Here is a 678-nt window from a genome sequence, read left to right on the forward strand (position 1 = left end):
GGGATTCAAGATCGGCTGCATCGAGGAGATCGCCTGGCGCAACTCCTGGATCGACGACGCCCGCCTCGCCGAGCTCGCCGCACCGCTGGTCAAGAGCGGCTACGGCGCCTACCTCGAGCAGCTGCCCGCTCTCGCGCGGGGATCATCCTCCGTCTGAGCGCCCACCGGAGTCCGCCCGTGTCGTCGACCGCGACCCGGGCGTCCGACGCCTTTCGTCCCTTCCTCGAACCAGTAGGAGCACTCGTGCGGATCCTCGTCACCGGCGGTGCCGGCTTCATCGGCAGCAACTTCGTCCACCTCACCCTGCGCGAGCGCCCCGACGTCCGGATCACCGTGCTCGACAAGCTCACCTACGCCGGCGACCTCCGCTCAGTAGCGCCGGTGTCGGACCGGATCACCTTCGTCGAGGGCGACGTCGCCGACGCCCCGCTCGTCGACCGGCTGGTCCGGGAGTCGGATCTGGTGGTGCACTTCGCCGCGGAGTCGCACAACGACAACTCGCTGGAGGATCCGGCGCCGTTTCTGGCGACGAACATCCTCGGGACCGCCGCCCTGCTCGAGGCGGTGCGCCGGCACGATGTGCGGTACCACCACATCTCGACGGACGAGGTGTACGGCGACCTCGAGCTCGAGGACCCCGCGCGCTTCACCGAGCACACCCCCTACAACCCCTCCAGC

General features: G+C 69.3%; 1 protein-coding gene and 1 pseudogene. Both read left to right on the plus strand.

The annotated features are described in order from the left end of the window. Window positions 1-157: pseudogene (locus C5D66_RS17575) on the plus strand (glucose-1-phosphate thymidylyltransferase); the annotation flags it as partial. A gap of 86 nt (window positions 158-243) precedes the next feature. Continuing rightward, window positions 244-678, plus strand: a 435-nt coding sequence (locus tag C5D66_RS16710) for a GDP-mannose 4,6-dehydratase (protein ID WP_146083241.1), incomplete at its 3' end; no start/stop codon positions are given.

The sequence above is a fragment of the Rathayibacter sp. AY1B4 genome (genome assembly GCF_002932815.1).
In the GTDB taxonomy this organism is placed as follows: Bacteria; Actinomycetota; Actinomycetes; order Actinomycetales; family Microbacteriaceae; genus Rathayibacter.